This is a genomic window from Stagnimonas aquatica (assembly GCF_003730135.1).
Taxonomy (GTDB): domain Bacteria; phylum Pseudomonadota; class Gammaproteobacteria; order Nevskiales; family Nevskiaceae; genus Stagnimonas; species Stagnimonas aquatica.
In genome coordinates this window covers 57,358-81,056 of record NZ_RJVO01000005.1, presented here as the reverse complement: position 1 = coordinate 81,056, position 23,699 = coordinate 57,358, and the positions used below count along the sequence as shown (strand labels likewise).

Genomic DNA, 23,699 nt, shown 5'->3' with positions numbered 1-23,699 from the left:
GGTTCGCCGGGGCTTTTTCGTTGTGACGATCCAGCCAGTCTCATGAACATCCATTCCGACAAGATCCTCATCCTCGATTTCGGTAGCCAGGTCACCCAGTTGATCGCCCGCCGCGTGCGCGAGCTGGGCGTGTACTGCGAGCTGCATCCCTACGACATGAGCGAGGACGCCATCCGCGCCTTCGGTGCCAAGGGCGTGATCCTCTCCGGCGGCCCGGAATCGACGCTCGAAGCCGGTTCGCCGCGCGCGCCGGAGATCGTCTGGCAGCTCGGCGTGCCGGTGCTGGGCATCTGCTACGGCATGCAGACCATGGCCATGCAGCTCGGCGGCCAGGTGTCGCCGGGCAGCGTCAAGGAATTCGGCTATGCCGAGGTCCGCGCCCGTGGCCATTCCAAGCTGTTCGACGGCATCCAGGACCGCGCTGGCGAGGCCGGCGAGGGCCTGCTCGATGTCTGGATGAGCCACGGCGACTACGTCAGCCGCCTGCCCGAGGGCTTCAGCCGCATCGGCAGCACCCACGACCTCGACTACGCCGCGATGGCCGACGAGACGCGCGGCTACTACGCCGTGCAGTTCCACCCGGAGGTCACCCACACCACCCAGGGCAAGGAGCTGTACTCGCGCTTCGTGCACGCGATCTGCGGCTGCGGTAGCGCCTGGACGCCGCACAACATCGCCGACGACGCCATCGCCCGCGTGCGCCAGCAGGTCGGCGACAAGAAAGTCCTGCTCGGGCTCTCCGGCGGCGTCGATTCCAGCGTGGTCGCCGCCCTGCTGCACAAGGCCATCGGTGACCAGCTCACCTGCGTGTTTGTCGACAACGGCCTGCTGCGTCTGCACGAGGGCGATGCGGTGATGCAGATGTTCGCGCAGAACATGGGCGTCAAGGTCATCCGCGCCGACGCCGAGGCGCTGTTCCTGGAGCGTCTCGCGGGCGTGGCCGACCCCGAGGCCAAGCGCAAGATCATCGGCAAGACCTTCATCGACGTATTCGAGGCCGAGGCCACCAAGCTCAAGGATGTCGAGTTCCTCGCCCAGGGCACCATCTACCCGGACGTGATCGAGAGCGCCGGGGCCAAGACCGGCAAGGCCCACGTCATCAAGAGCCACCACAACGTCGGCGGCCTGCCGGCGCACATGCGCATGCAACTGGTCGAGCCGCTGCGCGAGCTGTTCAAGGACGAGGTCCGGGCGCTGGGCCTGGAGCTGGGCCTGCCGCGCGAGATGGTGTTCCGCCATCCCTTCCCGGGGCCCGGTCTCGGCGTCCGCATCCTCGGCGAGGTGAGCAAGCCGGCCGCCGACACCCTGCGCCGCGCCGACCACATCTTCATCGAGGAGCTGCGCAAGGCCGGCTGGTACGACCAGACCAGCCAGGCCTTCGCGGTGTTCCTGCCGGTGAAGAGCGTCGGCGTCACCGGCGACGGCCGCCGCTACGAACCGGTGATCGCCCTGCGCGCGGTGCAGACCATCGACTTCATGACTGCGCACTGGGCGCATTTGCCCTACGAGCTGCTTGATGTGTGCAGCCGCCGCATCGTCAACGAAGTGCCCGGCGTCTCCCGCGTCGTCTACGACATCTCCGGCAAACCGCCAGCGACGATTGAGTGGGAGTGAAGGACGAGCAGCGTGGAGGGGCCCCATGCGGAGCATGGGGATCCTAGCGTCGCGAGGACGCCGAGGAGCCGCGTGGAGGGGCCCCGCGCGCAGCGTGGGGATCCTAGCGTGCGATGCGCGCCGGGGAGCTTCCGACATTGCAGGTGCCGAGATCGCGGGGATCCTAGCGTCGCGAGGACGCCGAGGAGCCGCGTGGAGGGGCCCCGCGCGCCGCGTGGGGATCCTAGCGTGCGATGCGCGCCGAGGAGCTTCCGACATTGCAGGTGCCGAGATCGCGGGGATCCTAGCGTGCGATGCGCGCCGAGGAGCTTCCGACATGCAGGTGCCGAGATCGCGGGGATCCTAGCGTCGCGAGGACGCCGAGGAGCCGCGTGGAGGAGCATGTGAACCCCAGCCAGCATGCCCGCCGGAAAGCCGTGTGCACGAATCGCCGTCCCGGCTCGCTCTGGCGTCCTTGAGCGGCTAGCGAAACCGCGCCGCAGCTAGCGTTTCCCCGCCCGGTCCGCCGCTGCCTGACCAGCGGTGGTTTCCGCCGTCTTCTGCCAAGCCCCCTGCTGCAATAAGCTCGGCAGGCGGCCCGCCGGATGGCCGTGAGTGCGAAGATGCACCAAGCCAGGTGGGGATCTGGCGGAGAAATGCAGCGCCGCAGCCAGCCCATCGGGGATCAATCCCGGTCCGCAACGCCTGTCGGCTACGCCGCGTCACAGGGAGGTGGGTGATGTCAGAGCGCGAAGCGATTGAGGTCAGCCGCGGGGAGGTTTTTCTGGCTTGGCTACGCTCGGAGCCCGGAGCGGTCTGTCTGATCCTGCTGACGGTGTTCCTGGCCTGTCTGCTCGGCATCTACACGCGTCCGGTCGGCTTCCTGGCCAGCATCTGGCCCGCCAACGCGCTGCTGCTCGGCTTGCTGCTGCGGCTGCCACGCGCGGCGAAGCCACTGGGCTGGCTGGCCGGCGCCGTCGCCTACATGCTGGCCGATCTGCTGACCGGTTCGAGCTTGTTCAAGGCGGCGATCCTCAATTTCGCCAATCTGGTGAGCGTCGGCATCGGCTACGCGATCCTGGCCCGGCTGCCGCCCGAGATGATCCGGCTACGGCGGCCAGCCTCGGTATTCCACCTGCTGACTGCCTCGGCGGCGGCTGGTGCCGGTGCCGGCCTGGTCGGTGGTTTCGCCAACCCGATCCTGTTCAACAGCGGGGTGCTGAGCGGCTGGACCTTCTGGTTTTCGACCGAGCTGGTCAATCACCTGGCCTTCCTGCCGGTCGTTCTCTCGGTGACGCCGTTCCAGGTCGGACGCCTGTTCGACGGCCCTTTGCTGCGGCGTGGCGATCTGCTGCCGGCGGTGGTCTTGTTCCTGTCGGGTTTCGTCGCGGTGCTGGTCGGCGGTCCCGGCGCCATCGCCTTTCCGGTGCCGGCGCTGCTCTGGTGCGGCCTGGTCTATCCGGTGTTCCCGACGGCGGTCATGACCCTGATGTTCGGAATCTGGGCGATGGCGGTGATCTCGGTCGGCTACATCCCCAGCCTGGCGATCCCGAAGGGCGAAATGGCCCTGGTGTCGATTCGCCTCGGCGCCTCCCTGATCGCCCTGGCGCCGATCATGCTCGCCAGCGTCATGCAGAGCCGCAACGAATTGCTGGGCAAGCTGCACGATCTCGCGACCCGTGATCCGCTCACCGGCGCCGACAACCGTCGCGCCTTCCTGGAGAGTGCCCAGGAGATGATGCTAAAAGGCCGGCTCCCCCTCGCGGTGCTGATGCTCGATATCGATCATTTCAAGGCGGTCAACGACCACTATGGCCACGCCGGCGGTGACGCGGTGCTGGTCGAGATCACCCGTCGGACCCGGGATTGCCTGCGCACCGGCGATCTGTTCGGACGCCTGGGCGGTGAGGAATTCGCGATCTTCGTGCCCGACTGCTCGCAGACGGTGGCCTTGCAGGTCGCCGAGCGCATCCGCCAGGAGGTGGCGCGGGTGCCGGTGGCCTTGCAGGACGGCCGCTCGGTGCCAGTCACCACCAGCATCGGCATGGTGCTGGTCACTGCGGCGGGCGTGACCGGCCTCGACGGCCTGCTGGCCGAGGCCGACGCGGCGCTTTATCTGGCCAAGCACAACGGCCGCAACCGGCTGGAGACCCGGATTCTCGGCGTGACCGGCTCCTAGTCCGGCCTAGTCCGGCCGCGTATGAGAACATTCGCGCTGCTTGTTATCGACAACGGTGCGGACGACGCGGTGAGTACTGATCCTGTAGAGGTTTCCGGCCCTGCTTCCGAGGCAAGCAGGTTCGTCCCGGGCCAGCTTCGCCCCGAGGACGAAACCTGGATGCGCCGGGCGCTGGCGTTGGCCGCGCAGGCCGCCGCGCAAGGTGAGGTGCCGGTGGGAGCGGTACTGCTCGGTGCCGATGGCGCCTTGCTGGCCGAGGGCTATAACCGCCCGATTGGCGACCACGATCCCAGCGGCCATGCCGAGATGATCGCCTTGCGCGCCGGCGCCAAGGCGCTGGGCAATTACCGGCTCCCCGGCACCACCCTCTACGTCACGCTGGAGCCCTGCGTGATGTGCGCCGGTGCCATCGTCCATGCCCGCGTGCAGCGCCTGGTGTTTGGCGCGCCCGATCCCAAGGCCGGTGCGGTGAACGCGGTGTACGACGTGATCGGCAATCCCCGGCTCAACCACCGCGTCGACTGGACCGGCGGCGTGCTGGAGGCCGAGTGCGGGCAGATCCTGCGCGACTTCTTCCGCGCCCGGCGTTGATGCTGCCGCGCGGGCCGGAACGCCGGCGCGTGCTCGCCTAAGCCAGTTCCAGCGCCGCCGCCGTCGGCAGGTGGCCGCGTTCGCGCGCCAACTCGGCGGCGGTCTTGCCGTCCTCGGTCTTGGCCAGGCGGTCGGCGCCGCGCGCCAGCAGCAGCCGGCAGAGCGCCTCGAAGCCGCGCGTGGCGGCGAGGTGCAGGGCGGTGACGCCGCTGCCGCCGACGTGATTGGCATTGCCGCCCAGGGCCATCAGCAGCGGCGCCAGCGACTCGCCGGCGGCACCGGCGATGCCGGCGTGCAGCGGCGTGTTCTGCATCGGGTTCTGCGACACCGCTTCCAGCGAGGCGCCCAGGCCGATCAGCACCAGCACGGCGTTGCGCGAGCCGAAGAAGGCGGCGAGGTGCAGCGGCGTCCAGCCGTCCGGGCTGTGGCTGCTCAGCGCCGCCGGGTCGGCGAGCACGCAGGTGGCGACCCGGCGGGCGTCGTCGAGGGCGGCGGCCTCGAAGATGTTCGGCTCGCTGAAGCTGCGCAGCAGCTCGGCGATGTCACGGGCGCCGTTGTAGAGCGCGAACAGCAGCGGCGAGATACCGCCGGGGATGGCCTCGGTGGCCTGCGAGGCGTCGCGCTCCAGCGCCGACTTGGCGGCCGCCAGATCGCGGTTCTGGATGGCCAGCACGAGGGGACGGACGTTGGACATGGTACGGCTCGCATCGGGATCGAAGAGGCGCGCAGGCTACGCTGCTGCCTGCACGGGCTCAAGCGCCGGATGCCAGAATCCGGTCCCTGAGGAGAGCCCCAATGACCACGGTCGATGCCAATGACCTGCCGGCCCTGTCCGGCATTCGCAGCGCCCAGGCGCTGTTTGCCGGGCTGTCGCCGCCGGCCAGCCTGTCCGGCTGCTGGCGCGCGGAGTTCGTCGGCCCTGGCTGGCTGCGCCGGCTGGCGCCGCTGGGGATGCGGGTGTCGCCCCTGTACGGCTGGCGCGGCAAGCGCTTCGACGCCGAAGGGCAGGGGCTCAACCTGGTGCGGCGCCGTGGTCGGATCCAGGGCCTGATCCCGATGTCGCAGGAGGCCCGGGCTTCGCGCCTGGACGGCCGGCCGGTGCTGGCCTCGCGCTATGCCGCTGCCGCGCCCTGGCTGCTGCGCGGCGTCGCCGACGAGTTCCGGCAACTGCGCCCGGACTGCCTGCTCGGCCTGATGACCATCGACCGTCCCGGCTTGCGCGGCCTGGCACTGCCGTTTTTGCTGCACCGCGTGGCCGACGAGTCCTCGCTGGCCTGATCCCCACTTTTTCGGAGTCACCCGTCCATGAACGAGCCCAAACTCAGCGTCGAACGCCAAGGCCACCTGCTGCTGATGGGCTTCAACCGCCCCGCCAAGCGCAATGCCATGGATGTCGATCTCTACAAGGCACTGTGCCTGGCCTACGCCGAGCTGGACAGCAACCCCGAGCTGCGTTGCGGCGTGCTGTTCGGCCACGGCGAGCACTTCACCGCCGGCCTCGACCTGCCGCAATGGGCGCCGATCTTCGCCGGCGGCCAGTGGCCCATCGTCCCCGAGGGCGGCATCGAGCCGTTCGGCATCGACGAGTCGCGGCGCTGCCGCAAGCCGGTGGTGGTGGCGGCACGTGGCGTCAGCTTCACGGTGGCGGTGGAACTGATGCTGGCGGCCGACGTGCGCATCGCCGCGCCGGACGCGCGCTTCGGCCAGTTGGAAGTGCAGCGCGGCTTCTACGCCTGCGGCGGCGCCACCGTGCGGCTGGCGCGGGAGGTCGGCTGGGGACATGCCATGAAGATCCTGCTCGGCGGTCAGGAATTCAGCGGCGAGGAGGCCTACCGCATTGGCCTGGTACAGGAACTCGCACCCGCCGAGCAGGTGCTGGAACGCGCCATTGCCCAGGCCGAAATCATCGCCCGCCAGGCGCCGCTGGGCGTGCAGGCGAGCCTCAGGCTGGCGCGGCTGGCGCGCAGCCAGGGCGACCTCGCCGGCTTGGCGGCGATGCTGCCGGAGCTAGTGCCGATCATGCAGAGCGAGGATTCCAGGGAGGCGGTGCGCGCCTTCAGCGAGCGCCGGCCGCCGGTGTTTGTTGGCCGCTGAGGCAGGCGCGGTGCTTGGCGCGGGAGCGGGCGTGGCGCCATCCGACTGACGTTTCGGCTCTGGTTGATCAGTCGTTCAATTCCGCTTACAAAGGCGCTGCTCGAAAAACAGCATGCCAGGTTGAGGAGACCTCATGACCCCAGCAGCAGAGCCGACCGCGTTCGGCCGCCGTGACTTCCTGAAGCTGTCCGCCGGCAGCGCCGCCCTGCTTGGCGCCGGGGCCTTCACCGCCGGCCTCGCCGGCTGTGCCAAGCAGGAGGCGCCGGCCGCCGGCTACGCCTTTCTGCGGGCCGGCGATGCCGCGCTGTTTGCCGCCATCGCGCCGCTGGTGCTGGCCGACAGCCTGCCGCAGCAGGGCCGTGCCGAGCACCTGCAACAGCTGCTGAAGGCCATCGACGGCACCGGCGCGCGCCTGCAGGCGCCGACCCAGAAGATGCTCTACCAGCTGTTCGACCTGCTCAACACCGGCCTGACCCGGCGCCTCGCCGCTGGCGTCTCCAAGCCCTGGGCGGAGGCCGAGCCGGCGCAGATCGAGGCCTTCCTGAACCGCTGGCGCAACAGCTCCATCGGCCTGTTCAACGGCGGCTACCGGGCGCTCAACAAGCTGGTGGTCGGCAACTGGATTGCGCTGCCCGAGGGCCTGAAAGCGGTCGGTTATCCCGGCCCCTGGGCACCGATGTATTCCGCACTGAATTCCTGAAAGGACGCCCGTGGCCATCAACGACATCTATACCGACGGCATCGCTTCCGGCTGGGACGTGCGCGATGCCTCCAGCTTCACCGCGCCGACCACGCTGGAAGCCGACATCGTCATCGTCGGCACCGGCGCCGGTGGCGGCACCAGCGCCGAGATTCTCGCCAACGCCGGCTTCAAGGTGCTGCTGATCGAGGAAGGTCCGCTCAAGACCTCGGCCAGCTTCAAGGACATGAACGAGGCGCGCGCCTACGCCGAGCTGTACCAGGAGGCCAGCGGCCGCACCACCTCCGACGGCGCCATCACGGTCTTGCAGGGCCGCGCGGTGGGCGGCACCACTACGGTCAACTGGACCTCCAGCTTCCGCACCCCGCCGGAAACCCTCAGGCACTGGGCCGAGGCGCATGGCGTGAAGGGCTGGAGCGTGGACGAGGCCAAGCCCTGGTTCGACGAGCGCAGCGAGCGCCTGGGCATCGCGCCCTGGGGCGTGCCGCCGAACGCCAACAACGCGGTCTTGCAGAAGGGCTGCGAGAAGCTCGGCTGGGAATGGCATGTGATCCCGCGCAATGTCCGTGGCTGCTGGAACTCCGGCTATTGCGGCTTTGGCTGCCCGGTCAACGCCAAGCAGTCGATGCTGGTGGCGAGCATCCCCGCCGCGCTCGCCAAGGGCGCGACCCTGGTGCACCACCTGAGCGTGCGCAAGCTGCAATTCAGCGGCGACCGGGTCACCGGCCTGGAAGCGGTGGCGCTCGACGCCAACTGCATCCACCCCAGCGGCGTGAGCGTGCGCGTGCGCGCCAAGCACGTGGTGCTCGCCGGCGGCGCCATCAACAATCCGGCGCTGCTGCTGCGCTCCGGCGCGCCCGATCCGCACGGCCGGGTCGGCAAGCGCACCTGCATCCACCCGGTGGTGTTCACCTACGCGCAGATGCCGGAACGCATCGACGGCTGGTATGGCGCGCCGCAGTCGGTGGCCAGCGACCATTTCCAGTGGAGTGGCCAGTTCGACTTCGCGCCCGGCTTCAAGATGGAAGTGCCGCCGGTCTACCCGGCGCTGATCGCCGCGCTGTTCGGCCGCAGCGGCCCGGAGCTGAGCCAGAACATCGCCCAACTGCCGCAGTTCAACGTCATGCTGGCGCTGACCCGTGACGGCTTCCACGAAGACAGCCCTGGCGGCGAGGTGCGGATCGACGAGGCCGGCAATCCTCTGCTCGACTATGAGGTCAGCGACTACCTGTTCCGTGGCTTCAAGAACGCGCTGCTGCGCATGGCCGAGGCGCAGTTCGCCGGTGGCGCCAGCCAGGTGATGGCCGCGCATCTCGACGCCAGTTGGAGCCCGAACTGGACCGAGGCCAAGCGCCAGATCGAGAACCTCGCCTACAAGAAGTTCAAGCTCGCGCTCGGCACCGCCCACATCATGGGCGGCTGCGCGATGGGCGAGGACGCCAGGCAGTCGGTGGTCAACAGCGAAGGCAGCCACCACCAGTTGCAGAACCTCTCGATCATCGACGGCTCGCTGTTCCCGACCAGCATCGGCGCCAATCCGCAGTTGTCGATCTACGCCCTGGCGGCGCGCAATGCCACGCGGCTGGCGCAGCGCTTGAAGCCCGCTGCCGTCTGAGGGTTCAGGTCGGCGCCCGGGCGCGCTCTAGCCCCGGGCGTCGGCCTGGGGAAGGTCTGTGCAGGTTCGACACGGCCCGTCACGCCGGCGACCCCCCAGAAAAGCGGGGGCCAGGCGCCGGCATCGAGTACCAGTCAGTTCAACGCGGTATCAGGGACTGGATTCCGGCTTTCGCCGGAATGACGACTTGTGCGGGGTTTCTCTAAAACTCCCGGCAGAACAGCCGCACCGGGTTGGGCGCGGTGGTGGTGCCCAGTTCGAGCTGGCGCAGATAGGCGAAGCCCAGGGCTTGCAGCAGGCCGATGGAGCGCGGGTTTTCCAGCGAGGTGATCGCCAGCACCCGCGCCAGCCGGTAGCGCGTGCGCGCCAGCGCCAGCGTCGCCTCCGCCGCCTCGCGGGCATAGCCCTGGCCCTCGTACTCGGACAGCAGGGCGAAGCCGATGTCGGGGTCGGGCAGGCTGTCGCGCTTTATCAGGCCGCACAGGCCCAGCGGCAGGCCGTCGTCCAGGCGCTCCAGCAGCCAGAGGCCGAAACCCTCGCGCGCATACATCGCTAGCGGACCGTTGCGGAGGTAGTCGCGGGCCGCGTCCAGCGTGTGCACCTGCTTGTCGCCGATGTAGCGCAACCAGCCAGGCTCGTTGACCAGACGCAGGATGAAGGCGGCGTCGTCGAGCCGCAGGGGGCGCAGGCGCAGGCGGCGGGTTTCGGCGATGGCGGACGCGGTTTCGGACATGGATTCGGGGGGCGGTGGCTGGATGCGGCGGCCTGGCGCCGGAGCTGCATTTTTCTCCCTGCGTCGCCGGCCGGCTGGTTACTCTAGTCACCGGTCCCCCATTCTGCTTGCCGAGCGATCACGATGAAGGAATACGCGCAGTACGACGCCCTGGGTCTCGCCGAACTGGTGCGCAAGCGGGAGGTCAGCCCCGGCGAATTGCTGGAGGCGGCCATCGCCCGCGTCGAGGCCACCGAGCCGACGCTCAATGCCCTGCACCAGCGTCTCGACGCCGCCGGCCGCTCGGCTGCTGGTGGGCCGCTGATCGGGCCGTTCGCGGGCGTGCCCTTTCTGGTCAAGGACATCGCCCAGGACATCGCCGGCCTGCCCACCGGTGCCGGCAACCGCTTTCTGCTGACCAAGCCGGTGGCGCAGGACAGCGAGTACGTGCAGCGGCTGCGCCGCGCCGGCCTGGTGATCTTCGGCAAGACCGCAACGCCGGAATTCGCGCTCAAGGGCTACACCGAGCCGGAAGGCTTCGCGCCCACCCGTAATCCGATCAACCCGGCGCACAGCCCCGGCGGCTCGTCCGGCGGCGCGGCGGCGGTGGTGGCGGCCGGGGTGGTGCCGATGGCCGGCGCCAGCGACGGCGGCGGCAGCATCCGCATCCCGGCGGCCTACACCGGTCTGTTCGGCCTGCGGCCCTCGCGCGGACGCAACCCCTGCGGCCCGGCGTTCGGCGAGTTCTGGGACGGCGCCTCCAGCGAGCACGTGCTGAGCCGCAGCGTGCGCGATTCCGCCGCCATGCTCGACGTGCTGAGCGGGCCGCTGGCGGGCGATCCCTTCCGCATCCCGCCACCGCCGCTGCCGTTCGCCGAGCTGGCGCGGCGCGAGCCGGGGCGGCTGCGCATCGGGTTCTCCACCCGCTCGCCCATCGGCCAGGACGTGCACCCCGACGTGGTGCGGGTGATCCACGAGACCGCCAAGACCCTCGAAGGGCTGGGTCACCAGGTCGAGGCCGCCGAGCCGCTGATCGACGGTCTGGCCCTGGCCAAGAGTTTCATCACCATGTATTTCGGCCAGACCGCCGCCAATGTCGCCGCCGCCAAGGCGCTGGGCGCCCGCGACGAGGACTTCGAGCTGGACACCCGCGCGCTGGCGCTGCTCGGTCGCGGTCTCAGCGCCGGCGACTACGTCACCGAGCGCTGGCGCTGGAACGACTACGCGCGCGCGCTCGGCGCCTACTTCCAGCGTTACGACCTGTACCTGATTCCCGCCACCGCCTTCCCGGCACCGAAAATCGGCGAGCTGGTGACGCCCGGCTGGCAGCGCGCCAGCCTGAAGCCGATCCTGGCCCTGGGCCTGGGCAAGGCGCTGCTGAAGACCGGCGCGGTGGAGCGCATGGCACGCGAGAACCTGCGCTGGACGCCGTTCACCCAGCTCTCCAACCTCACCGGCACGCCGTCGATGAGTGTGCCCATGGGTTTGAGCGAGGCGGGCCTGCCGATTGGTGCGCAGTTCGTCGCGCCGCACGGCGAGGAAGGGCGGCTGCTGGCGCTGGCCACGCAGTTGGAGCCGCAGTTCCAGCGCGGCCGCAGCCAGGTCTAGAAGTCCGGCAGTTCCTCGGGCAGGAAGCCGGCGCGCGCCCGTGCCTCGCGGTTGAGCGGCGGGCGCAGGGCGATGCCCTGCTCCTGCAACAGCCGGCGGAAGGTGGCCGTCGGCTCCAGCTCGCGCTGGGCGCAGCACCAGCGGAACCAGCGGCTGCCGATCTCCACATGCCGCACTTCCTCGGCGAGGATCACTTCCAGCACGGCGATGGTGTCGGCGTCCCGCAATTCGCGCAGGCGGTGGATCATGCCGGGAGTCACGTCGAGGCCACGCGCCTCCAGCACCCGTGGCACGCAGGCCATGCGGACCAGCACGTCGTGGGCGGTCTTCTCGGCGGCTTCCCAAAGGCCGTTGTGGGCGCTGAAGTCGCCGTAGTCGTAGCCCAGCTCGCGCAGGCGGCCGCGCATCAACAGAAAATGCCGGGCCTCGTCCTGGGCGACGCTGAGCCAGTCGGCGTAGTACTCGGCCGGCAGGCCGGCGAAGCGCCAGCAGGCGTCGAGCGCGAGATTGATGGCGTTGAACTCGATGTGCGCCACCGCATGGCAGAGCGCCGCCCGGCCCTCGACGCTGCCGAGGCCCCGGTTGGGTACCTCACGCGGACTCACCAGTAGCGGCCGCACCGGACGGCCGGGCAGCCCGCCCGGCAGCCCGCGCTCGCGGCTGTGCGATTCGCCGCTAACCAGGGCGGCGACCAGGGCGCACTTGCGGTCCGGATCCGGCTCCAGCAGCGCGGCCAGCAGCGGTTCCACCGGACGGCCCCGCGGCGGTGCGTGACTCAGGCGCAGCGCCAGGTGAAACGGCCGATCTGTGGGCTGGCGAGCACCACCTCGTCGCCCGGCTCCAGCGCGGCGACGCCGGCCGGGGTGCCGGTAAAGATGGCATCGCCCGGTTGCAGCGCCCAGGTCTGCGAAAGGATGTGGATCTGCCGGGCGACGCTGTAGAGCATGTCCTTGGTCTGGCCGTGCTGGCGCAGCTGGCCGTTGACGTGCAGGGTGAATTCCAGCGCCTGGAGGTCCTGCTCCAGAAACGGCTTGAAGTCGCCCAGCGGCGCGGCGCCGTCGAAGGCCTTGGCCAGCTCCCAGGGCTTGCCCTTGTTCTTCAGCTGGGTTTGCAGGTCGCGCAGGGTGAGGTCGAGGCCGAGAGTGAGGCCGGCGACGCAGTCCAGCGCCTCCTCCAGCGGAATGTCACTGCCGCCGCCGGTGAGCAGCACCACCAGCTCGGCCTCGTGGTGGATGCTGCCCTTGCCGCGCGGCAGCACGATGGGCTCGCCCTCGGCGACGATGGCCGAGGCCGGCTTCATGAACACCACGCAGTTCCCATCCGGCGCGTAACCGAGATGCGCCAGCTCGGCGACATGGTCTGCGTAGTTCTTGCCGATGCAGAAAAGGCGTTCGACGTTCACGGGAGTCTCCTTGGGAAGCTGCGCAGTTTAGCGATGAGCAGGACGCCGCCGCGCCCTCAGCGCTCGAATTGCAGGTCCGCCAGTTGCAACTGCCCGCTGGCGGTGGCGCCGAAGCGCAGCTCCACTGCGGTGATCGCGCCACGGTCGACGCCGGCGAATGCCGCGAGCGGCAGATAGATGCCGTGCAGCAAGGTGCGTTGGCTGCCGCCGTCGGCATAGGGATCGCCGGGCGGCACGAACAGCGCGTCGCTCCAGTCGCGGGCGCGCAGGCTGGCGCTGCGGCCGGCGCGGTCGCGGAGCACCAGCTCGAAGTCCTGCCCGGCCGGGGGATTGGCGCCTTCGGCGCCGTTCAGGCCCAGGCGCAGCGCCAGTCGCCGATAGCCACGGACATCCTGGGCCGCGAACTCGGCGCGCAGGCTGGCGGCGCCGGTCCAGCTCAGCGCCAGTTGCGGAATGCGGCTGAAGGTCGGGTCGGCCGGGCAGCCGTGGCCGCCGCTGGGCGGGTTGTCGCCGCCATCGTCGGGCGTGCAGACGCTGACGCTGAGGTTTTCCAGCAAAACCAGCCCGCCCAGGACATTGCGGTCCGTTGCGCTGTCGGCGGCATAGCTCAGCACCGCGAGCCGCTCCCCGGGCAGCGGCCAGCGGCTGTAGTGGAAGCGGCCGGGGCAGTTCTGCTGCCCGCTGGCGCAGACGCTGTCGGGCACCGCCTCGCGACCCTGCCAGTAGCCGGCATAGGCGGCCTCGCCGCCGACGAACCAGCGGAAGTAGCTGGCCAGGAAGTACTGCAACTGCGCCTGCTGGTCCTCGACGCTGTCGCGCTCGCCGCTGCTGCTTCCGCAATGCGGGTCCTGGCCGAAGGGATCGGCCAGGCTCCAGTCGTCGCTGCCGGCCCACTCGGTGTTGTAGTAGTTGTGGTTGGCGCCCATCGCGATCAGCTGGTAGCGCGGCGCGGCGAGGTCGGCGCGCAGGCGGTTGCGGTCGAAGTAGTAGCTGCCGAAGAAGTCGCTGGCGTCGCCGTCGCAATAGCCGATCAGCGCCGCCCAGGCGGTGTCGGGTTCCAGCTCGTAGGCGGCGGTGCCGATGTTGAGGCCGGAGGTATCGGGTGCCAGGCCGAACAGGGCGCGAATGCCGTAGCGGGTCGCCGCCGGGCGTTTGGCGTTCTCCTGCGCGGTCTTGAGGATGCCGATGCCGCCGCGCGAGTGGCCCATCAAGCCGACATGCTGGAAGTCGAGATGCCCCTGCAGCGCGTCGAAGCCGGTGCCACCGGCGGCGTCGATGGCGCGGAAGCGGTCCAGGTGCTCCAGCGCCAGCTCGGCGCGGGCCAGGGCGCCACGGTCGGTGGGGGCGCTGTTGTCGTGGTCGTTGACATCGTTGAGGTCGATGGAGAGCACCACATAGCCCTGGGTTGCCAGCAATTCGGCGGCGGCGTCGTAGCCCCGGTAGCTGGGCGCGGACTCGAACAGCGGGATGCCGGTGGGGCAGTCGTCGTCGCCGACGCCCAGCAGCGGCAGGTCGCCGATCACCAACTGGCAGGTCTGGTGCCGGCCGTGCAGCCAGACCAGCACCGGCCGGCGCCCGGCCGGGGCCTGCGGATACCAGGCAATGCCGCGCACATCGGACTCGTAGCTGCCGCCGCTGACCTCGTCGTGCACGCTGATGCGGCCGAAGTCGTAGAGCTGGGAGCTGGCGGCATACAGGCCGGGCGCCGTGGGGTCGGCGGCGACGCGGTCGAACACCGCTGGGTTGGGGACTGGCTCTTCGGGAGTGCGGGCGTTGTCTGGTGGCACGGAACTGCCACAGGCGGCCAGCAGCAACATGGTGACGAACAGGCTGGAGATGCGGAGCATGGGCAATCCAAAACAGGCTTGAAGCTCCTTCCCCCGCTGGCGCGGGAGTCGGAGCACGGAGGGGTCTGACGGGATGGGGGCCTTGCCATCCAGGGCGGCGCCGGGATCGAACAAACGCCCCCTCCCTAGCCCTCCCCCGCAGGCGGGGGAGGGGACAGGACAGGCTCAGGGGTTGCCGGGGACTTCACTGAAGCCGCTGACGTACTCGCGGATCACCCGCAGGTAGTCCTCCATCGGCAGGGCGTAGGGGTCCTGGTCGAGCAGGCCCAGCAGCAGATCCTCGCGGGCGCGATTGAATTCGCTCACCAGCAGGCTGCCGGCCTGCGGGTTGGCGGCGAGCTTGGGCGGGGTGCGGAAGTGCGTGGCCTGTTCGTAGTCGTAGGCGATGCCGATGGCGGTGGGCTCGTCCCATTTGCGCGCCAGCACCTCGATGCCCTTGGGCACGCCGTCGCTGCTGAGGCCTACCGGCACCACCACCGAGGGATTCTGGGTGGTCGATCCGAAGTCGCAGGTGCGCGGGCTGGAGCCGGGGCGGATCAGCAGGGCGTCCAGCCGCACCGTGCCGCCGCCGGGCAGCGGGTAGGCGTCCATCAGCGCCTGCACGTAGTTGCGGGTGTCGATGTGCTGCTGGAGCAGGGTGGCGTCGGGCGGGGTGTCGGGGTCGCTGAGCGCGGCTGCGGCCACCGAGATCAGCGCCACCGGGCTGACCAGACCGGTATCGAGCACGCCATCGCCGAGGCTGCACTGGTTCTGGCCGGCATTGAGCGCGGTCAGGCAGCGGCGCGGCGCGGCGTAGCCGTTCTCGGCCTCGAACTGGCGGAAGTATTCGTTCCATTCGTAGTGCATCGCCGAGGCGGCGGCGGAGACGAAGTCGGGGAACTCCACCTCGTAGACCTCGGCGCCGAGGGCCTTCATCTCGGCGATGGCGGCTTCGATGAGCGCCAGATGCTCGCCGTCGCCGGCGGTGTCGAGCGTGCCCATCCGCTTCACGAAGCCGAGCTTGCGGCCCTTGAGGCCGTACTTGGCGCGATCCAGGAACTGGGTGTAGTCGGCCGGCCGCTCGGGGTAGCTGGGGTTGCTGTACTCCAGGGTCTTGGCGTCACGCGGATCGGCGCCAGCCATGGCGTTGAGCGCCAGCACCGCGTCGTGCAGCGTGCGCGCCATCGGCCCCGGCGCGTCGCGCGAGTGGGTGAGCGGGAACACCCCGTGCTGCGACACCAGGCCGACGCTGGGCCGGATGCCGGCCAGGCCGTTCACCGAGGAGGGATAGCGGATCGACATGCAGGTGTCGGTGCCGGTGCCGATGGCCGCGAAATTGGCGGCGATGGCGGCGCCGGTGCCGCTGCTAGAGCCACCCGGCGACTGCGTGGCGTCGTAGGGATTGCGGGTGAGCGGGCCACGGCCGCTGGTGCCCATGACGCTGAAGGCGAACTCGTCCTGATTGGCCTTGCCCAGGATCAGCGCGCCGGCCTTGCGCAGGCCGGCGACGGCATTGGCATCGACGCCGGCCTGATGGCCGAGCATCGCGTACGAGCCCGAGGTCGAGGGATGGTCAAAGGTGTCGTAGTTGTCCTTCAGCAGCATCGGCACGCAGTGCAGGGGGCGGTTGCCCAGTCCTTCCTGGGCGTACAGCGCGTCGAGCGCCTCGGCCTCGGCGCGCGCGGCGGGGTTGATGCGCAGCACCGCGTTCACCGGCAGGCCGCCGGCCTGCGGAAAGTCGTCGATGGCGGCGATGCGGGCGGTGTAGAGCGCGTAGAGCTTCACGCAGCTCAGGGCGCTGCCGTCTTCCAGGGTCTGCCTGCCGGCGAAGGCGGCGTGGATGTCGGCCACCGTGGCTTCTTCCAGCACGAAGGTCTTGCCGGTGGGTGGCGGCGGTTCCACCGGTGGCGGGGTACCGCTGTCACTGCCCGGTTGCGAGCGGCCGCAGGCCGTCAGCAGCAGTGCGATCAACAGGAGGGAAGGGCGAATCGGCATGAGAGAAGGCTCCAGGACTGCCGGAGCCTTCGCACAGGCCATGCCGAATCCACCGTCAGACGGCGGCGGAAACGAAAACGGCCACCGCGAGGGTGGCCGTCCGATGCCGCAGTAGCCTGCTTAGATGCGCGCCTCGATGCCGAAGGCGGCGAAGCCCTTGGACTCGAAGTTCTTGCGGAAGCTGTCGCGCAGCTTGGTGGCGGTGGCGTCGTAGGCTGCCTTGTCGGCCCAGGTGTTGCGCGGATTCAGCACGGTGGCGTCGGGGATGCCCGGGCAGGCGGTGGGGATCGTCAGGTTGAGGATCTCCAGCTTCTCGGTGGGCACGTTGTCGAGTTCGCCGTTGAGCGCGGCATTGAGCAGCGCGCGGGTGAGCTTGATGCTCATGCGCTTGCCGACGCCGTAGGGGCCGCCGGACCAGCCGGTGTTGAGCAGGATGCAGCGCGCCTTGTGCTCCTTCATTTTCTTCGCCAGCAGCTCGGCGTAGACGTTGGGCTTGTGGCTCATGAACGGGCCGCCGAAGCAGGCCGAGAAGGTCGGCTGCGGCTCGGTGACGCCGACTTCGGTACCGGCGACGCGGGCGGTGAAGCCGGAGACGAAGTGGTACATCACGTCCTCGGGCGTGAGGATCGACACCGGCGGCAGCACGCCGTAGGCGTCGGCGGTGAGCAGCACGATGGTCTGCGGGTGCGGGCCGCGGCCGTTGGGCATGGTGTTGGGCACCACTTCCAGCGGATAGGACAGGCGGGTGTTCTCGGCCAGCGAGCCGTCGTTCAGATCCAGCTCGTCGGGGTGGCATTCCTCGATCTTCTTGCCCGGCAGCGGCGGCACGTTCTCGATGATGCAACCGGCCTTCGACAGCGCCTCGGCGATCACCGGCTCGGCGTCCTTGTCGAGGTTGATGAGCTTGGCGTAGCAGCCGCCTTCGAGGTTGCACAGGCCGTTGTCGGACCAGATGGTCTCGTCGTCGCCGATCAGCTTGCGGCTGGCGTCGGCCGACAGGGTGGTCTTGCCGGTGCCGGAGAGGCCGAACAGGATCGCGCCGTCGCCCTTCTCGCCGACATTGGCCGAGCAGTGCATGGACAGGCGGCCTTCCTTCGGCAGCAGGTAGTTGCCGACGGTGAAGATGGTCTTCTTGTTGACGCCGCAGTAGTCGGCGCGGCCGGCGACGATGCACAGCTTGTTGCGCACGTCGATGATGATGGCGACCTCGCTGCGGCTGCCGTCACGCTCCGGCTCGCAGACATAGCTGGGCACGTTGAGCATGGTCCAGCGGCGGGCATCGACATCCTTCACGCCGACCAGGTCCTTCGGGAACATGTTGTCGACAAAGGCGGCGTGCACGGCGTACTCGCCGACGAAGCGGTAGGGCACCGCGAAGTCGGGGTCGGAGCCCATGAACACGTCCTTGACGTACAGGCTGGCCTGCTTGTCGTTGAGGTGCTTGGCGAGGTTCTTCAGCAGACCCTCGTACTTGGCCGGGTCGTACTTGCCGAGGTCGGCCTTGAACCAGATCTCGTTCTCGACTTCCGGCCAGGCCACCGCGAAGGTGTCCTTGGTGCGGCGGCCGGTGCAGTCCGGGTCGGTGTAGTACACCAGCGGACCCTTGTCGCCGAGCACGGTCGGGTAGGCCTTCTGCTCGTTGCTCGGACCGTCGCGGCGGACGCGGCCCTTGTCATTGGCGATCGCTTCGTGGAACAGCTCGGTTTTGCCCAAGTTGTATTTGTAGGAAACGGTTTTGAGTCCGAGCAGCTTTTCGAGATCGGCCTGGAAAGACATTGAGCACCTTGCGTGGCGGAAGAAAAAAGCGAGTCTGCGAATGAGCAAAATTTGCTCATGCGGGGAATAAAGGAGGCGCGCAGGATAGTCCCCCGACGCAGGGGCGGCAAGCGAACGGGAGGTTTTCTCGGCTGCCGGTGGTGAACTGGTTGGCGCTATGCTTTCGGGGCCTCTCCCACCCGGTCCGCCAACGTGATTCCGAGTCTCACCACGCCCCGCCTGTCGCCGCGTGCCGCCGGCCTTGTTGGCTTGCTGCTCGCGCTCGGCGCCCAGGCACAGCCGGGCTCGGCCCCGCCGGAACGCTATGGCGACCGCCAGAGCGGCCGTTTCGGTGATCCGGGGCAGGGGTACTTCGGCAATCCCGGGGCGGGTGACTTCGACAAGAACGGGGTCAAGCTGCCGCCGGTCGGCGCTCAGCCGATGGGCAAGGTCTATGCGAGCGGCGCCGCAGCGCCAGCGCCCTACATCAGCCTGCCGGCCCCAGTGGATGCCGCAGCGCCGGTCGAGGCCAAGAAAAAGCCCGCGACGAAGCGGGCTGATTCCACGGCGAAGACCAAATCCAAGCGCGATCAGTAGCTGAGATCGGTCGGCAGCTTGAAGCCGGCCACCGACTCGCGCAGCTTTTCCGACAGCAGGTTGAGTTCGCTGACCGCCTCGGCGGTCTGCTGGGCGGTGCTGGAGGTTTCCACCGCGACCTGACGGATGCCCTGCATGGTGTCGGCCAGGCGGGTGGTTTCCGCCGACTGGCCACGGGCGGCACCGGCGATCTCCTGGATCAGCTTGGCGAGATCCTGCGAGGTCGCCTCGATGCGGGTCAGCGCCAGACCGGCTTCTTCCGCTGACTTGGCACCACCCACCACGTTGGCGGTGGAGCGCTCCATCGAGGTCACCGCTTCCTGGGTATCGGCCTGGATGGTCTTGACCAGGGATTCGATCTGACGGGTCGCCGAGCCGGCGCGTTCGGCCAGCCGCTGCACTTCGTCGGCGACCACCGCAAAGCCGCGCCCCGCCTCGCCGGCCATGGCGGCCTGGATCGAGGCGTTGAGCGCCAGGGTGTTGGTCTGCTCGGCGATGTCGTTGATGAACTCGATGATGTTGCCGATTTCCTGCGAGGACTCGCCCAGCCGCTTGATGCGCTTGGCGGTGTCCTGGATCTGCTCGCGCAGGGTGCTCATGCCCTGGATGGTGCGACCCACAGTGGCGGCGCCGTTGTGCGCCACTTCCACCGAGGCCTTGGCCTGTTCCGCCAGCTTCTCGGCGCGGCCGGCGACGTCTTCCAGCGAGCGGCTGGCGTTGTTGATGGCGCGGGTGGCCTGCACCACCTCGCGGGCCTGGCCTTCGGAGCTGACGCTCATGCGGGTGGCGCTGTCGGCGGTGCCGGAAGCGGCGGCGGCAATTTCCACCGAGGTACGGTTGATGGTGCCGACCAGGCCGCGCAGGGTCTGCACGGTGTAGTTCAAGGAGTCGGCGATGTTGCCGGTGAAGTCCTCGGTGACGGTCAGCTCGCCGGTGAGGTCGCCGTTGGCGAGGTTGGTGATTTCATCCAGCAGATTGAGGATGGCGCCCTGGCGGATCGCGTCCTGCTCGCGCACGCGCTCCTCGCTGGCGCGGGTCTCGCGCACGGTCACCAGGATGTAGGCGGCGATCAGACCCAGCGACAGCGCGCCCAGCACCAGCCCGATCAGCGGCAGGGTATTGCTCTGGCCAGCCGCCGGCAGCGCGCCGCTGAGTTGCTGCTCGGTTTCACGGGCGACCGCCAGCGCGCGCTGCGACTGCTCCTTGAACGCCGCCAGCTGGCCGGCCAGCGCGGTGAGCGCGGGCGCCACCTCGACCAGCGCGGTCACCGATTCCTGCACCGGCGCCAGATCGCCGGACACCTTCTTGGCCAGCGATTCGGCGGTGCCGTCGCGGAGCATGCCGCTGCCGGTTTCCGGCTCGGCCAGCGCCTGGTTGGCCTGGGCGAAGGCCTTGGTTTCCTGATCCAGCAACTCGACGGCCGCCTGCGCGGACTCGGTGTGGGACGCACGCGCGGCGGCGTTGGCGATGCGCTCCAGACGCACCAGCTGGCCGGCGGCGATATAGATCTGGCCCGAGGGCGCGTTGCGCTGCGCCAGCCGGTCGGCGATCTGCTGATAGCTGCCGAACAGCGCCGGCACCGCCTCACCGATCCGCTGCGCCGCCTCGCCGGCCTTCTGCTGGCTGGCCTGGGCTTCGACGATGGCCTTGGCGCTGGTCTGCAGGGCGGTCCAGCTCTCGGTTGCTAGCCCGCCGAGATGGCCGAGGGCACGGAGTTGCTGCAAGGCCGCTTCGGCTGCCGGCAGTGCCGCCGCCAGTGCCGCGAAATCGGGACTGCCGCCGTGCGCGGCCGGGTCGCCGGCGATCGCCAGGTTGAGCAGGCGGCTGCTGGCCAGGCGGGCGGCGTCGAGTTCGGCGGGCGCGGCGCCCTGGCGCTGCGCCTGGTGCAGCACCACCACGGAAAGGATGCTGAGCAGACCGGCGATGATCAGCAGGCCGTAGCGTCGGACGATGGGATTCATGGCCTACTTGCCGCCCAGCGCCTGCGACAGCTTGCCGAGCAGGTCGGACTCCTTGATCGGCTTGGTGACGTATTCCTTGGCGCCCTGGCGCAGCGCCCACATGCGGTCGGATTCCTGGTTCTTGGAACTGATCACGACGATGGGGATGTTGGCAGTGCTGGGATCCTTCGACAGCATGCGGGTCGCCTGGAAGCCGTTCACCCCCGGCATCACCACGTCCATGATCACCGCGTCTGGCCGCTCGCTCTTGATGCGGTCGAGGGCGTCCTGGCCCGAGCTGGCTTCCAGCACTGCGTGACCGGCCTTGGTCAGGATGGACTTGATGTTGTGCACATCGGTCGGCGAGTCGTCCACGATCATGACGCGGGCCATGCGTTCCTCCCGGAAATATTGAGCAGCAGCGGTGATGCGCTGACGTTACACGATTCCACGCGCAGGCGGCAGCACGGGCTCAGGGAAAAACGCGCAGCACCCGGCCCTGGAAGCGCCGGCCGTCGAACAAGCTGTTGCGGCCGCGACTGCGCAGGTCCTGCGCACGCAGCGTCCACGGCGACTGCGGGTCGACCAGGACCAGCGGCAGCCGTGCGCCCGGCTGCAGCTCCGGCAAGCTCTGGCCGAGCACGCGGCTGGGGCCGAGGCTCAGGCGCTGGGCCATCTGCAAGGGCGTCAGCAGGCCCTCGTGCACCAGTTCCAGCGCCAGCGGCAGCAGGGTTTCGACGCTGCTGGTGCCGGGTTCGGTGAGCGGGAAGGGATTGATCTTGGCGTCCGGCTCGTGCGGCTGGTGGTCGGAGCAGAGCGCGCCGATCACCCCGCGCGCCAGCGCCGCGCGCAGGGCCTGGCGGTCGTCCTCGCTGCGCAGCGGCGGCAGCAGGTGCGCCTGGGCGTTGAACCCTTCCAGCGCGGCATCGGTGAGGAACAGCTGATGGATGGCGACGTCGGCACTGACCGGCAGGCCGCGCTGCTGCGCGCTTTCCACCAGCTCGGCGCCGCGCGCCGAAGACAGCCGTCCGAAGTGCACGCGGCCGCCGGTGTCCTCCACCAGCGAAATCCACTGGCGGATCGCCGCCACCTCGGCCGCCACCGGAATCGGCGCGAGCCCGAGTCGGGTCGCGATGGCACCTTCGTGGGCGCAGCCGCTGTTGGCGAGGGCCGGTTCCAGCGCCTGTACGTGCACGGTCAGGCCCAGGCCCTGGGCGTATTCCAGCGCGCGTCGCGCCACCAGGGCATTGGCCAGCGGTCGCTGGCCGTTGCTGACCCCGACCACGCCGGCGGCTTTCAGCGCCGACAGCTCGGCCAGCGCCTCGCCGGCCAGGCCCTGGGTCAGCGCGCCCAGCACCAGCACCCGGGCGGCGCCGGCCTGGGCGGCCTTGGCGTGGATGCGGTCGATCAGCGCAGGCGTATCGGCCACCGGCTTGGTGTCGGGCGGTACGCATAGGGTGGCTACACCGGCGGCGAGCGCGGCGCTGGCTTCCGAGGCGATGGTGGCCTTCTGGGTGGCGCCCGGTTCGCGCAGGCGCGCGGCGAGATCGGTGGCCGCCGGCAGCAGCCAGTGGCCGCCGGCATCCAGCGACTCGTCGCCGCCGGCGAGGGCATCGGCGCCGAGCGCGGCAATGGCGCCGTCGCGCAGCAGCAGGTTGGTGACGGTGTCACGGTCGCCGGCCGGGTCGAGCAGGCGGACGTTCTGGATCAGCAGGGAGGAGGGAGACTTGCTCATTGGGTGTTCGCCAGGATTTCCGCCATCACCGACATGCGCACGGCGACGCCGTTCCTGACCTGCTCGATGATCAGCGATTGCGGACCGTAGGCGACCTCGCCCTCGATCTCGACGCCGCGATTGATCGGCCCCGGATGCATCACCAGCACCTCGGGCTTGAGCCGCGCCAGCCGCTCGCGGGTGAGGCCGTAGTCGCGGTGGAACTCGCCCAGCGAGGGCAGGAAGGCGCCGACCATGCGCTCCTTCTGCAGACGCAGCAGGATGATCACGTCGACGCCGTCGAGGCCGCGCATCAGATCGTGCTCGACGCTGACCCCCAGTTCGACGATGCCGGCCGGGATCAGCGGCGGCGGGCCAACCACCCGCAGGTCGGTGCAACCGAGGCTGCGCAGGGCGTGGATGTTGGAGCGGGCGACGCGCGAGTGGACGATGTCGCCGACGATGGCCACCGACAGTCCCTCGAACTTGTGCTTGTGGCGGCGGATGGTGAAGGCATCCAGCAGGGCTTGCGTCGGATGCGCGTGGCGGCCGTCGCCAGCGTTGAGGATGGCCACGCCCGGCGCCGCATGTTCGGCAAAGAAATGCGCGGCACCCGAGGCTTCGTGGCGGATCACGAACAGGTCGGCCTGCATCGCCTCCAGCGTCTTGAGCGTGTCGAGCAGGGTCTCGCCCTTGGCGGTGGAGCTGGCCGCCACCTGGAGATTGACCACGTCGGCCGACAGTCGGGTGGCGGCCAGCTCGAAGGTGGTGCGGGTGCGGGTGGAGTTCTCGAAGAACAGGTTCACTACCGTCTTGCCGACCAGCAGCGGGTCTTTCTTGAAGCCGGCCTCGGCGGCGCGGGCATAGGGTTCGGCGCGGTCGAGCAGCCGCTCCAGCAGGCTGCGGGGCAGGCCTTCGGTGGTCAGCAGATGCTTGAGGCGGCCCTGTTCATCGAGCTGTAGATTCATTCTTGGGCGTTCGCGAGCCATTGTTCGAGGATGATTTTAGCCGCTAGCCCGTCCCTGTCGCCTTTGCGGACCCTGCGGTTCATCGCCCCCGAGGCGCGTGCCGAGCGCAGCACGTCGTCGGCGGCGCGTGAGGAATAGCGCTCGTCGGCGAGATGCACCGGCAGTTGGCAGCGGGCCTCCAGTTGTTTCACGAAGGCCCGGGTCTTTGTGGTGATCGCTTGTTCGCCGCCGTCCTCGTTGAGTGGCAGGCCGACGACCAGGGCCTTGGGCCGCCAGTCCTGGATCAGGCGCAGCACCGCGTCCAGGCCATCCAGCGTCGCCAGCGGTCGGGCGGTGCCGGTGATGCTGTCGCCGACCGCAGTGCCGATCCGCTTTTCGCCGTAGTCGAAGGCGAGATAGGTGGCCATGTC

The 23,699-nt window shown here is 69.4% G+C and carries 21 protein-coding genes; 9 read left to right on the top strand and 12 right to left on the bottom strand.

The features are described 5' to 3' along the window. Positions 1-42 precede the first annotated feature (42 nt). From guaA to tadA, 3 genes are all read left to right on the top strand, one after another. The gene (gene guaA / locus ED208_RS11675; RefSeq protein WP_123212087.1) at positions 43-1,614 is read left to right on the top strand and encodes a glutamine-hydrolyzing GMP synthase; all 1,572 of its coding nucleotides are present in this window, start codon (positions 43-45) and stop codon (positions 1,612-1,614) included. Between the two features lie 718 nt (positions 1,615-2,332). After that, positions 2,333-3,772 carry a GGDEF domain-containing protein gene (locus ED208_RS11670; RefSeq protein ID WP_123212086.1) on the top strand — a complete coding sequence of 480 codons (1,440 nt, stop codon included), beginning with the start codon at positions 2,333-2,335 and terminating at the stop codon, positions 3,770-3,772. 69 nt (positions 3,773-3,841) lie between these two features. Then, positions 3,842-4,363: a tRNA adenosine(34) deaminase TadA gene (tadA, locus tag ED208_RS11665; RefSeq protein ID WP_366512227.1), complete on the top strand. Its 522-nt coding sequence runs from the start codon at positions 3,842-3,844 to the stop codon at positions 4,361-4,363. Between the two features lie 37 nt (positions 4,364-4,400). Here tadA and ED208_RS11660 read toward each other — a convergent pair whose 3' ends face one another. Continuing rightward, complete coding sequence (locus tag ED208_RS11660; RefSeq protein WP_123212084.1) at positions 4,401-5,057, bottom strand: ankyrin repeat domain-containing protein; 657 nt, start codon at positions 5,055-5,057, stop codon at positions 4,401-4,403. Positions 5,058-5,158: 101 nt separating this feature from the next. On the opposite strand from ED208_RS11660, the gene ED208_RS11655 reads away from it, so the two are divergent. From ED208_RS11655 to ED208_RS11640, 4 genes are all read left to right on the top strand, one after another. Next, positions 5,159-5,641 (top strand): hypothetical protein, encoded by a 483-nt coding sequence (locus ED208_RS11655; protein WP_123212083.1) that lies wholly within the window; start codon positions 5,159-5,161, stop codon positions 5,639-5,641. 27 nt (positions 5,642-5,668) lie between these two features. After that, the gene (locus tag ED208_RS11650; RefSeq protein WP_123212082.1) at positions 5,669-6,457 is read left to right on the top strand and encodes a crotonase/enoyl-CoA hydratase family protein; all 789 of its coding nucleotides are present in this window, start codon (positions 5,669-5,671) and stop codon (positions 6,455-6,457) included. A gap of 133 nt (positions 6,458-6,590) precedes the next feature. Continuing rightward, complete coding sequence (locus ED208_RS11645) at positions 6,591-7,157, top strand: hypothetical protein (protein WP_123212081.1); 567 nt, start codon at positions 6,591-6,593, stop codon at positions 7,155-7,157. A gap of 10 nt (positions 7,158-7,167) precedes the next feature. Continuing rightward, on the top strand, positions 7,168-8,772 hold the full coding sequence (locus ED208_RS11640; RefSeq protein WP_123212080.1) for a GMC family oxidoreductase: 1,605 nt from the start codon (positions 7,168-7,170) through the stop codon (positions 8,770-8,772). A 202-nt stretch (positions 8,773-8,974) separates the two neighbouring features. Here ED208_RS11640 and ED208_RS11635 read toward each other — a convergent pair whose 3' ends face one another. Beyond that, the gene (locus ED208_RS11635; RefSeq protein WP_123212079.1) at positions 8,975-9,505 is read right to left on the bottom strand and encodes a GNAT family N-acetyltransferase; all 531 of its coding nucleotides are present in this window, start codon (positions 9,503-9,505) and stop codon (positions 8,975-8,977) included. A 123-nt stretch (positions 9,506-9,628) separates the two neighbouring features. Between ED208_RS11635 and ED208_RS11630 the strand changes: the two genes are divergently transcribed. Next, entirely contained in the window at positions 9,629-11,092 is a 1,464-nt protein-coding gene (locus tag ED208_RS11630) for an amidase (protein WP_123212078.1), read from the top strand. On the opposite strand, the gene ED208_RS11625 is transcribed toward ED208_RS11630, so the two are convergent. The 5 genes from ED208_RS11625 to ED208_RS11605 all read right to left on the bottom strand — a co-directional run bounded on the left by ED208_RS11625 (position 11,089) and on the right by ED208_RS11605 (position 18,028). Beyond that, complete coding sequence (locus ED208_RS11625; RefSeq protein ID WP_199720604.1) at positions 11,089-11,841, bottom strand: ferritin-like domain-containing protein; 753 nt, start codon at positions 11,839-11,841, stop codon at positions 11,089-11,091. The genes ED208_RS11630 and ED208_RS11625 overlap by 4 nt on opposite strands. Positions 11,842-11,867: 26 nt before the next feature. Beyond that, positions 11,868-12,494 carry a fumarylacetoacetate hydrolase family protein gene (locus ED208_RS11620; protein WP_123212076.1) on the bottom strand — a complete coding sequence of 209 codons (627 nt, stop codon included), beginning with the start codon at positions 12,492-12,494 and terminating at the stop codon, positions 11,868-11,870. Between the two features lie 56 nt (positions 12,495-12,550). After that, complete coding sequence (locus tag ED208_RS11615) at positions 12,551-14,341, bottom strand: alpha/beta hydrolase family protein (RefSeq protein WP_123212075.1); 1,791 nt, start codon at positions 14,339-14,341, stop codon at positions 12,551-12,553. A 165-nt stretch (positions 14,342-14,506) separates the two neighbouring features. Then, positions 14,507-16,315: an amidase gene (locus tag ED208_RS11610; RefSeq protein WP_158608530.1), complete on the bottom strand. Its 1,809-nt coding sequence runs from the start codon at positions 16,313-16,315 to the stop codon at positions 14,507-14,509. 120 nt (positions 16,316-16,435) lie between these two features. Beyond that, on the bottom strand, positions 16,436-18,028 hold the full coding sequence (locus ED208_RS11605) for a phosphoenolpyruvate carboxykinase (ATP) (protein WP_233575055.1): 1,593 nt from the start codon (positions 18,026-18,028) through the stop codon (positions 16,436-16,438). A gap of 312 nt (positions 18,029-18,340) precedes the next feature. Between ED208_RS11605 and ED208_RS11600 the strand changes: the two genes are divergently transcribed. After that, entirely contained in the window at positions 18,341-18,667 is a 327-nt protein-coding gene (locus tag ED208_RS11600; protein ID WP_148044746.1) for a hypothetical protein, read from the top strand. On the opposite strand, the gene ED208_RS11595 is transcribed toward ED208_RS11600, so the two are convergent. The 5 genes from ED208_RS11595 to ruvX all read right to left on the bottom strand — a co-directional run bounded on the left by ED208_RS11595 (position 18,661) and on the right by ruvX (position 23,696). After that, positions 18,661-20,628, bottom strand: a complete 1,968-nt coding sequence (locus ED208_RS11595) for a methyl-accepting chemotaxis protein (protein WP_123212071.1) — start codon at positions 20,626-20,628, stop codon at positions 18,661-18,663. The genes ED208_RS11600 and ED208_RS11595 overlap by 7 nt on opposite strands. 3 nt (positions 20,629-20,631) lie before the next feature. Then, the gene (locus ED208_RS11590) at positions 20,632-21,000 is read right to left on the bottom strand and encodes a response regulator (RefSeq protein ID WP_123212070.1); all 369 of its coding nucleotides are present in this window, start codon (positions 20,998-21,000) and stop codon (positions 20,632-20,634) included. Between the two features lie 79 nt (positions 21,001-21,079). Beyond that, entirely contained in the window at positions 21,080-22,342 is a 1,263-nt protein-coding gene (locus ED208_RS11585) for a dihydroorotase (RefSeq protein ID WP_123212069.1), read from the bottom strand. After that, positions 22,339-23,289, bottom strand: a complete 951-nt coding sequence (locus tag ED208_RS11580; protein ID WP_123212068.1) for an aspartate carbamoyltransferase catalytic subunit — start codon at positions 23,287-23,289, stop codon at positions 22,339-22,341. Before ED208_RS11580 ends, ED208_RS11585 begins: the two co-directional genes overlap by 4 nt. Then, a complete protein-coding gene (ruvX, locus tag ED208_RS11575) occupies positions 23,286-23,696 on the bottom strand; it encodes a Holliday junction resolvase RuvX (protein WP_123212067.1) in 411 nt (136 codons plus the stop codon). The genes ED208_RS11580 and ruvX overlap by 4 nt, the downstream gene beginning before the upstream one ends. Between the last annotated feature and the right edge of the window lie 3 nt (positions 23,697-23,699).

Coding starts and splice junctions, on each gene's coding strand:
- guaA (WP_123212087.1), top strand. CDS start 43: ATGAACATCCATTCCGACAAGATCCTCATCCTCGATTTCGGTAGCCAG.
- ED208_RS11670 (WP_123212086.1), top strand. CDS start 2,333: ATGTCAGAGCGCGAAGCGATTGAGGTCAGCCGCGGGGAGGTTTTTCTG.
- ED208_RS11660 (WP_123212084.1), bottom strand. CDS start 5,057: ATGTCCAACGTCCGTCCCCTCGTGCTGGCCATCCAGAACCGCGATCTG.
- ED208_RS11655 (WP_123212083.1), top strand. CDS start 5,159: ATGACCACGGTCGATGCCAATGACCTGCCGGCCCTGTCCGGCATTCGC.
- ED208_RS11650 (WP_123212082.1), top strand. CDS start 5,669: ATGAACGAGCCCAAACTCAGCGTCGAACGCCAAGGCCACCTGCTGCTG.
- ED208_RS11645 (WP_123212081.1), top strand. CDS start 6,591: ATGACCCCAGCAGCAGAGCCGACCGCGTTCGGCCGCCGTGACTTCCTG.
- ED208_RS11635 (WP_123212079.1), bottom strand. CDS start 9,505: ATGTCCGAAACCGCGTCCGCCATCGCCGAAACCCGCCGCCTGCGCCTG.
- ED208_RS11630 (WP_123212078.1), top strand. CDS start 9,629: ATGAAGGAATACGCGCAGTACGACGCCCTGGGTCTCGCCGAACTGGTG.
- ED208_RS11615 (WP_123212075.1), bottom strand. CDS start 14,341: ATGCTCCGCATCTCCAGCCTGTTCGTCACCATGTTGCTGCTGGCCGCC.
- ED208_RS11610 (WP_158608530.1), bottom strand. CDS start 16,315: ATGCCGATTCGCCCTTCCCTCCTGTTGATCGCACTGCTGCTGACGGCC.
- ED208_RS11595 (WP_123212071.1), bottom strand. CDS start 20,628: ATGAATCCCATCGTCCGACGCTACGGCCTGCTGATCATCGCCGGTCTG.
- ED208_RS11590 (WP_123212070.1), bottom strand. CDS start 21,000: ATGGCCCGCGTCATGATCGTGGACGACTCGCCGACCGATGTGCACAAC.
- ED208_RS11585 (WP_123212069.1), bottom strand. CDS start 22,342: ATGAGCAAGTCTCCCTCCTCCCTGCTGATCCAGAACGTCCGCCTGCTC.
- ED208_RS11580 (WP_123212068.1), bottom strand. CDS start 23,289: ATGAATCTACAGCTCGATGAACAGGGCCGCCTCAAGCATCTGCTGACC.
- ruvX (WP_123212067.1), bottom strand. CDS start 23,696: ATGGCCACCTATCTCGCCTTCGACTACGGCGAAAAGCGGATCGGCACT.